This is a genomic window from Proteiniphilum acetatigenes DSM 18083, from assembly GCF_000380985.1.
Lineage (GTDB): Bacteria > Bacteroidota > Bacteroidia > Bacteroidales > Dysgonomonadaceae > Proteiniphilum > Proteiniphilum acetatigenes.
On record NZ_KB905719.1, the window covers coordinates 1 to 9,192 of the forward strand.

The 9,192-nt window shown below is 45.1% G+C and carries 9 protein-coding genes and 1 pseudogene; 1 reads left to right on the forward strand and 9 read right to left on the reverse strand.

Translation table 11 applies throughout. The features are described from left to right. A pseudogene (locus F597_RS21350) lies at positions 1 to 302 on the forward strand (glycosyl hydrolase); the annotation flags it as partial. Here F597_RS21350 and F597_RS0119580 read toward each other — a convergent pair. The 9 genes from F597_RS0119580 to F597_RS22170 form a co-directional block, all read right to left on the reverse strand. Further along, on the reverse strand, positions 299 to 1,084 hold the full coding sequence (locus tag F597_RS0119580) for a TrmH family RNA methyltransferase (RefSeq protein WP_019541446.1): 786 nt from the start codon (positions 1,082 to 1,084) through the stop codon (positions 299 to 301). The pseudogene F597_RS21350 and the gene F597_RS0119580 overlap by 4 nt on opposite strands. Positions 1,085 to 1,172: 88 nt before the next feature. Then, a complete protein-coding gene (locus F597_RS0119585; protein ID WP_019541447.1) occupies positions 1,173 to 1,637 on the reverse strand; it encodes a thioredoxin family protein in 465 nt (154 codons plus the stop codon). A gap of 365 nt (positions 1,638 to 2,002) precedes the next feature. Then, positions 2,003 to 2,506: a pyridoxamine 5'-phosphate oxidase family protein gene (locus tag F597_RS0119590; protein ID WP_019541448.1), complete on the reverse strand. Its 504-nt coding sequence runs from the start codon at positions 2,504 to 2,506 to the stop codon at positions 2,003 to 2,005. Positions 2,507 to 2,512: 6 nt separating this feature from the next. Next, entirely contained in the window at positions 2,513 to 3,631 is a 1,119-nt protein-coding gene (locus tag F597_RS0119595) for a glycoside hydrolase family 43 protein (RefSeq protein WP_019541449.1), read from the reverse strand. A gap of 177 nt (positions 3,632 to 3,808) precedes the next feature. Next, positions 3,809 to 4,153: a 50S ribosomal protein L20 gene (gene rplT / locus F597_RS0119600; RefSeq protein ID WP_019541450.1), complete on the reverse strand. Its 345-nt coding sequence runs from the start codon at positions 4,151 to 4,153 to the stop codon at positions 3,809 to 3,811. 100 nt (positions 4,154 to 4,253) lie between these two features. Beyond that, on the reverse strand, positions 4,254 to 4,451 hold the full coding sequence (gene rpmI / locus F597_RS0119605; RefSeq protein ID WP_026327686.1) for a 50S ribosomal protein L35: 198 nt from the start codon (positions 4,449 to 4,451) through the stop codon (positions 4,254 to 4,256). A gap of 177 nt (positions 4,452 to 4,628) precedes the next feature. Continuing rightward, positions 4,629 to 7,481 carry a bifunctional fucokinase/fucose-1-phosphate guanylyltransferase gene (locus F597_RS0119610; RefSeq protein ID WP_019541452.1) on the reverse strand — a complete coding sequence of 951 codons (2,853 nt, stop codon included), beginning with the start codon at positions 7,479 to 7,481 and terminating at the stop codon, positions 4,629 to 4,631. Between the two features lie 120 nt (positions 7,482 to 7,601). Beyond that, positions 7,602 to 8,726 (reverse strand): Fic family protein, encoded by a 1,125-nt coding sequence (locus F597_RS0119615; protein ID WP_019541453.1) that lies wholly within the window; start codon positions 8,724 to 8,726, stop codon positions 7,602 to 7,604. Positions 8,727 to 9,011: 285 nt separating this feature from the next. Beyond that, the coding region (locus tag F597_RS22170) for an ATP-binding protein (RefSeq protein ID WP_169338000.1) at positions 9,012 to 9,192 on the reverse strand (181 nt) is incomplete at its 5' end.

Genomic DNA, 9,192 nt, shown 5'->3' on the forward strand with positions numbered 1-9,192 from the left:
AGGATGTGCGTGATGCCTTGATGGACAAGTACAAGCACCGTATCCACCGCGAGTTGGAGGAGAAAGCGAAGGAAGTGGGCGGCCATGGGGGAATGGACTTTATCATGGATTACCGGTTGATCTACTGTCTTCGGAATGGACTACCGTTGGACATGGATGTGTATGACCTGGCGGAATGGTGCAGCCTGGCCGAGTTGAGCCGTATCTCGATAGAGAACAACAACTCTCCGGTGGAGGTGCCCGACTTCACCCGTGGCAACTGGGACAAAGTCCGGGGATTCAGGCACGCATTCGTGGATTAAAGCCCTCGCTGCCGCATTGCTTCGAAAGTAAGTACGGCAGTGGATACCGATACATTAAGCGAATCGATTTTCCCACGCATGGGAATTTTGATTCGCTTTGTTGCATTATGGAGCCAGAAATCGGATAGCCCCTCTGCCTCAGTGCCCATCACGATGGCCGAAGGATGTGTAAAATCTATGTTCTGGTAGAACTCGGCCGCTTGCAGTTCCGCTGCAAATGAACGGATCTTATTAGCCTGCAGCCATACAAATGCCTCTTCGGAAGAGCAGATGGCCGTCTGTACGGTGAAAAGTCCTCCGACGCTCGAACGCACTACATTGGGATTATAGAGGTCGGTCTGCGGATCGCACACGACCACGGCATCTACTGCAGCAGCGTCGGCGGTACGGAGGATGGCACCCAGGTTACCCGGCTTCTCCACAGATTCGAGGAGTATAAGGAAAGGGTTGCCGGAGAGGGTCAGATCATGCAGCCCATGCGACTTTGGCCTGGCCAGCGCCACTATACCGTCGGAATTCTCGCGGTAGGCAATCTTGGAGAAGACCGTCAATGATATATCGAATACTCTCTCTTCGGAAAGGGAACTGAGCAGGTCGGGGTATTTTGTCTTTTCGAACATCTCCCGGCAAACATACACCGCTTCGGGCCGGTAACCGCCATGCAATGCCAGCGATAGTTCCCGTGCTCCTTCGATCACGAAAAGCTGCTGTTCCTTCCTCTCTTTACTTTTCGATAACTTTACAATATTCTTTATTGCCGGATTCTGCAAACTTGTAATCATCCCCCTATCCCCTATCGTGCGGAGCACATTATCGCCGAAGGCATATTCGTGCGAAGCATACTATCATTTTATGGCGCAAAGCGCATTATCAAAGATTATCCTTTTTCAACAGGAAAGTATCAATCACTTCTTTAAATGATTTCTTTGGAAGAGCTCCCATTCCTATTTGCGGATCTTCATCCATGGGAATAAACAGGAACATCGGAATGCTCCGTGCCCCGAACAGTCCGGCCAACTCAGTCTCCCGGTCGACATTGATCTTATAGATATAGATTTCATCACCATACTCCGCCGCCAGTTCAGCCAATATCGGGGATGTGATTCGGCAGGGACCGCACCAGTCGGCATAAAAATCGACTATTGCCGGCTTATCACCCTTATAACTCCATGCTTCGGGATTCTCTTCATAATCGAAAACCTTCTCCAGAAAAGTCGCTTTTGTCAACTCTATCGGTTTCGCGGTTTCTTTTTCCTTCGGTTCGCTTGCGGAGACAGGAGTCAGCACGGAAACCGTCACCATCAATGCTGCTAAAAGTATTGTTTTTTTCTTCATTTTTGTTCTATCTACTGTGTCTATTCTAATAATCTATTCAACAACCACGTATGGACTAAAGTTTTACTACAACGTTTTCGTCAAGCTAAAATAACGGTTGAGCGAGAGCAAAGTCAAACTTGTTTGAATGTTTTCGATAAGCGAGTACATAGCCAAAACTTGTTTTGACTATGTCGAACGCAGAACTATTTCGTTAAGTGAGAGCAAAAACAACTGACGACAAACCGAAACCAAAAGGGAACTTGTTCGAATTTTGGTAAGGTGCGGAGGAAGAAGACGGAGTCAAACTTGCTTTGTTTTTGCCGAGCGCAGAATTGAAAATCGAGGAGCGAAGGCGACTCAAAACGACTAATGTAATTGAACGTTTAAAACTGAGTTTGATCCTTATACCTGACCGCATTTTTGCTCGGCACCCCGAACTCTTTGGCAGAAACTTTATCCAGTGCGACTTTCCATATCTTTACATTTCTGACTGCAGGGGCAGAATAACTGAATTCCCTGCCGGAATACTGATGCATGATGATATTCAACGCCTTCACTTTTTCATCGAAATCTTCTTCAAACATTACCTTACCATGACAGATCACACTCTCTGCCCGCATACGGTAGCTACAGGCCACCTCTTCGTCCTGCCACACTAAACCGGGATCAGTACAGAAAGTAATACAGACCTGCGGGTTCTTCTCTAATATAGAGATGGAACGTCCCTCCTGTGCGGAATGCAGATATACTACTCCCTTTTCATACCCGAAATTCATGGGCAACACATAAGGCCTTCCGTTTTCATCGGCCATCCCCAGGTAGCAAAGCTTGCACGTCCGGATCACTTTCTCAATACGTTCCTCTTCCTCTAACGGATATGTTCTCATATAGCTTTACAATTCTTTTTCTGACGTGGAGGGACCATCCACGGTAAGCACTCCGTTCTCATCGATTTTCATCTCATCGATGAAAACAACTCTTTCACTACCCGTCCTTTTGGTGCGTCCATGATATACGCAATACATCTTCTCACCATCTTTCGACCAGACCACCATATTATGTCCGGTACCGGTTACCTCACCGCCGATTGCGATGTTCTTTTCGAGCACCGGATTGTTTTCTGCCTTGGCAAACGGTCCTAACGGATGATCAGCTACAGCATATCCTACCGCATAATTCTCCCCTCCGAAGAAATTGGCGGAATACATCATATAGATCTTACCGTTATGCTCAAAGGCAAACGACCCTTCTGTCCAACGGCGGTTCACCTCTCCCGAAGTCACGGAACGACTCTCCCACTCCGTCTGCAGATCATCCATAGTGGAAGGGGGTTGCAGAAGTAGTACCGGCTCGCCGACAACGGTGGTAAAATCATTGGAGATTTCCACGCCATACACCCAACTTTCCTCGATCTCATCAAAGAGATTTTGCACACGCGCCCATTCGGCGACCTCGCTTTCCACCGGATTCTTGTAACAACAACGGGAATAATAAAGATAAGTTCTGCCGTCATGTTGCAGGATATTGGCATCGATGATGGGATAGCCCGGATCGAACAACGGTTTGTCGGATATCTCGGTAAACGGACCTGTAGGTTGGTTGGCCACCGCCACACCAATACGGAAGTTTTCCAGTTCATTGGTCGGATTTTCCTTCCAGTCGGCACTGAAAAACATATAGTAATGTCCGTCGATTTCATACACTTCGGGCGCCCAATAGCTCTTTACCGTCCATGAATCGGGTTGATCTCCCGAATAGACCTGTCCTTCGAAATGCCAATCGACAAGGTTGTCGGAACTATAGGCACCGAATCCTTTCTCCACACCGCCCGTGCCATACATATAATATTTCCCATCCGAAGCAGAAAGGATAAACGGATCACCAAAAGCCACCGGTAACGGATTTGAATAGGTGATCGCAACCTGGGTCTGGGTGCTTTTATCAGAATTGTGGCAACTGGTAAATATACCAGCCATTAATAATACAACTGCTATCCCTTTGTACAGTTTCATATGATTATTTTATTTTTATTCCGGTTTTTTGTTCCTGAAAGACATTTCACCGTTTGCATCTATCTTTTGTCAAACCGGTTATACCCTATCCGGACAGCAAAGATAAAATAAAAAAAGGAGAACCTCTTCAGATTCTCCCCTATCTATTCCGGATCAACCCGGTTGAAGAGTGTGTTACTATTTCACTTTATCCACGATAGCCTTGAATGCTTCGGGATGGTTCATCGCCAAATCGGCAAGCACCTTACGGTTGATTTCAATTTCATTTTTGTGCAACGCGCCCATCAAACGTGAATAAGACATACCGTGTTCACGGGCGGCAGCGTTGATACGTTGGATCCACAAAGCGCGGAAATTACGTTTTTTGTTTTTACGGTCACGATAGGCATAGGTAAGACCTTTTTCCCATGTGTTTTTGGCTACTGTCCACACATTCTTGCGGGCACCAATATAGCCTCTTGTTAATTTCAGAATTTTTTTTCTGCGGTTGCGTGATGCAACATGATTGACTGATCTTGGCATAATGTTACTTGTTTTGAATGATAGCGTCCCTGTCGTGCAGAGCTCTTGGTGGCATACATCCTGTTACTAAATCTTTTTTTGGGAAACTCACGCGTGCAAATTATTTCATCGCCAGCAGTGTCTTGATACTATTTACGTCAGATTTGTGAACCAGACCGGTTTGCGTCAGATTTCTCTTTTGCTTTTTGGTCTTTTTCGTCAAGATATGACTTTTGTAAGCATGTTTCCGCTTGATTTTTCCTGTTCCGGTAAGGGCGAACCTCTTTTTGGCACCGGAATTAGTCTTCATTTTTGGCATTTTGCTCTTTTTGAATTTGTGATTATTATTATCCCTTTTCTCCGTTATCCGGTAAAAAAGTCTGCAAAAGTAATGATTTTATTCTCGTTACACAAATAATTCAGTGTTTTTTTGCTTGTAGAAATTTCTACATTCCTTTCAAAGACAAGATAAATCTTGGCTCTCACATGTTGAGAATTATGACCTCGAGACCTGAAATCCTTTGCGTGACAGTTCCATATCGACAAATCGTGATTTCTCATTCAACGGATTTTCATTCAATACTTTTCTGATGCGTAATACCGCCTCTTCATCTTTTGCCACCATATAAAGGTATCCTCCTCCACCAGCTCCCGGCAGTTTATATCCGAGCGTGTAATCTTTTACCAAATCAATAATTTTCTCCACTTCCGGAGGATTCGTCCCGCTGTCAATCGTCTTCTTCTGCTCCCAGGTCTTCCTGATCAACTGCCCGTACCGGTCAAAGTCTCCCCGTTGGATACAATTCGTCATATCCATCGCGTGTACTTTCATTTCATGAAGTATCGACAAGTGTTGTGCGGAATTAAGGAACATCCCCCTTACAATCTCACCCAGAATATTTTTTGCCATACGGGTAATTCCCGTATAATACAACAGGTGATAGGGCTTATAAGCCGGATCGGTGAACAAAAAATCGGGAAGCCAACTGATTTGCGGTGTTTGCACGAATCCCCGTCCGGACTCCAGCAGCTTTACCCCATGAAAAATCCCTCCATACTGATCCTGCCATCCGCCTCCGCTTGTCAACAATTGCTCCAGGATCAATGTATTTGTACTTATATCCTGCTTATTCCATTGCAGTCCACAGAAATCATTTAGTGCCCCCAGTACCGTCGATGCCAGGATAGAGCTTGTCCCCAGTCCCGAGCCTGCCGGTATGGCCGCCAGCAACGTCAACTCAATACCCGCACCAAACGCCTGCAACTGCTCGGTCAACGTATTCCACCGCTCTGCTGAGAACTCCGGCAGGAAGCCGCACAATGCCAGTGCCGCCTTCGGGATGGAAAAAGGTGATCCCAACTGGTGAAAAGCCCTTAATTCATCAAAAGTTTCCACCACCTCCGTCGCACCCATATCAATTGAACGCAATACAATCCGATATTCTTTAGATGGTTTAACATACACCTGTAAAGGGGGTTGACCGTTCAGTTCTATTGCCACGTTCACTACGTTCCCCCCTGAATAGAGCGAGAAAGGAGGAGTGTCTGTCCATCCTCCGGCCAGATCGATCCTTACCGGACTTCTGCCCCATATAATCTGATCGGGGAATGCCGCAAGGCGCGGTGTGCGTTTCCTGTTGGATAATGCCTCAATCATTCCGTTTCGCAAAAGGGAGAAAGCTTCTTTCTCTTCCTTGTCTGCTTCTGTTATTTCCCCACGCAATGCTAAAACCCGGGATCTGAACATCCGGTTATGAATATGCTGCATCTCATCAGCTTCCTGGAGCAATAATCCGGGCAGATCCAGTTCCATACGATGATACTCTTCCGCAACATCACTCAGGTCCAGTTGATAAAATACACTCTTTTCGTAGTTTTTTTCCAGCATCTTGTAATTCTTACGCCGGAAATTCTCACGTTGTGCGTATAGTCGGGCAATGGATGCTCTCTCCATCAGTTCGTCTGCCGAAAGCCGTTCCGCCTCCAACCAGAGCCTCTTGCCTTCTTCCGTAAGTCCGTCACCGATCATCCATTTCAGTACTGTCTCCACCTCTTCCAACTGTTCGAGACATGGAAACAATTTACAATGCTGGATATCCTTTGCATCTCCCGTCAACAGTGTACTGTCCAAACCCCTTTCCTGCAGCCATTCGATTACAGGTCTCCCCATCCAGCGTGTCTGCGGCTCATCCACCTTTCCTCTGAACCAATCATCCATCCCGTAGGGACGCACGGCAAATGCCCGGTCATCAACCGGCACTATATCAATACATACACCTACCGGCACATCCAATTGCCAATCATTCTCCGGGATCCCTGTGATTACACTATCCGCCTCGACAGTCCATTTGTTACCGAGCCAGGCATTCTCAATCCAGATATTCCGGTTTTTCTCGTTAAATTGAAAATCGATAATAGCGTTCTGAGTGAAGATAGCAGGGTTTGGTTTAATTTTACGGTGCATAATCAACCGCTGGTCGAATACCTTATTCTGCAGTGCAAGAGTAGATGTGATCATCTCTCGGGTAGTACCGTAGTGATAGAACTCACCTCCCGGTAAGGGTAGTATTTTTACAGATAATTTATTGATCTCACTGTCTGTTTTCTTCGGATGGGTTCCTAATGCCAGACCAAAGTCACTGTAAAGGTCATAGAATTCCAATGAGCCGTCTTTTCCGTACGACCGTTCTCTAAGCAGTTGCACTGCCCTGTCATTCAGCAACCACATGCCGATATCCATCAGCATCAAATGGGATCGGGATAATTCCTCCAACTCTTGCAATGAAGGCTTCTGCATCACCCTGTCCAACACATCCGGCGTATCCCTGCGGGCGGCAAATACCCCGTGACGGGTTGCCTGGGATGAATCGACCCATAATCCGTAACACACTACATCCGCCTCCGGGATCTCCCGTAAAGGTTGTTCTGTCCGGATCAATACATCTCCGCTTGCAATAAATGTCCGCAGTGAATCCGGCGCCTGTTGCAGGATCTGTTCGTACAGTGGAAGCTGTAAAGAAATCAGGTCCTGGCGTAACCGTTGTCCGCGTGCCCAGCGAAACACCGGCATAGGTAACCCTGTCTTGCCTGTGACTGCATAAGAAGGGAGTCGCCTGCTCTGTCCACCCGCATGGATCAATATCCGTTTTTCGTTGGAAAGCCATGTTCCGAAATCTGTTCCCGGATTTTCATTCCGGAAACATTCTTCCAATAGCCAGGTTGTACCGCTTCCTGAACCCAGTCGTTTCTCTTTCGGATCAGAAGTGCAAAACCAATCTTTTTCACCCCTGTGGTGAAGAGTGTGATAATTCCTGGTGGCGTTATATGGCAGTGAAAGAAGTTTTTTCATTCAAAAAATTCTTTTATCGATTATTATATGCCCTTTAAAATCGTTTAATGAAAACAAGTCAAGTTACCGCCCAATAAGCATAGTAGATTAGCTGGATTCGACGGGGCTTTTTCTTTTCCGTTATTTGAACAATTCTATATAATCCTGGAAAATATAAGTACGTCCCCTTTGAGCACCCGTTATTTCTCTCAGTATTCCAGCCTTTTCCAAATCTGCAATTAATTTGTAGGCGGAAACGGACGATTTCCCGACAATATTTTCCACTTTCGCTGCATTGATTATGGGATTTCGGAACAACTCATCAATAATCAGCCGTGCGTCCACAACTCTTCCTCTGAACGGTTTTAGCCTTAAATCCAGCGATTTTTGAATTTGCAGGATGCCATCAAAAGTGGAAATCCCGTTCTTTGCCGTCTCTATCAAGCCTGTTAAAAAGAATTTGAACCACTGATTGATATCGTTATGTGTTCTCACCCGCATCAAATTATCATAATACAATGATTTATTCTTCTCGAAAAAATCAGAGAGATACAGGATAGGCTGTTTTAAAATTCCTTTCGAAACCAGATAAAGTGTTATCATGAGCCGTCCGACACGGCCGTTTCCATCTAAAAACGGATGTATTGTTTCGAACTGGTAGTGGATAATTGCAGCCTTTAAAAGATCTGGCAAGGGATTTTCGTCATCATTTGCAAATTTTTCAATATCCGACATCAGCCGTCCGATTTCCTGCGCAGGAGGCGGAACAAAAACCGCATCATTCAATGTAGCGCCGCCAATCCAGTTTTGGCTTGTTCTGAATTCCCCCGGCATTCTGTGCGCTCCTCTTACACCGGACAAAAGTATTTTATGCGCTTCCCGGATTAATCTTCCTGAAAAAGGGAAACGATGAAGTTGATTGACAGCTACATTCATTGCATGAATATAGTTCTGCACTTCTTCCCAATCATCTCTTTTTTCAATCGAAATATCTTCTTTGTCAAGAAATGCTTCTTCAACATGCGTCTGCGTACCCTCTATCCTTGAAGACTGTGTTGCTTCTTTTGCAATATGCATGGATATATACAAATCGATGTTCACATATTCGGAATACATATCCAAGCGCCCCAGGTGTCTGTCGGCCTGACTGAGCAACCGAAGCACATGCATATCATCTATCTCCCATATCCTATTAACCTCGCTGGGAATAAATGCTTTATAGTATCCCTGGCTAATATAGTTACCGGATAAGAATGTTTTACTCATAACATAGACTTTTTACCCTTACTCTGCAAAAGTAATAAAAACCTTTAGATGACATCGCCGTTATTTAAGTTTTTGAATAAAAAACTTAAATAAGGAGACTCCTTATTTAAGTTTTCTTCCACTATCTCAAAGTTATTGTCGTTTGTTTAACTTCGCACAAATAGGGCAAATATCAAAGAAAAGTGTGTATTTCGGTCTGATAGTGCCACTCTTTTCGGTCAAACCGTGCCACTATAATTCATAGTTTTTTACCTATTTGAAAGATCATTGGCAAAGTTAATAATTTTATTCAGTTGTACTTATTTTTCCTTTCCTAAGTGACTCACCTTTAAGTATTATTCTGTGTGATGAGTTTACTATCCTGTCCAGGACAGCATCTGCTATTGTTTGCTCCCCAATCAGATCATACCAGGCTGATACCGGTATCTGTGAGGACAATATAGTTGATGCCTGATTATGCCTCTCG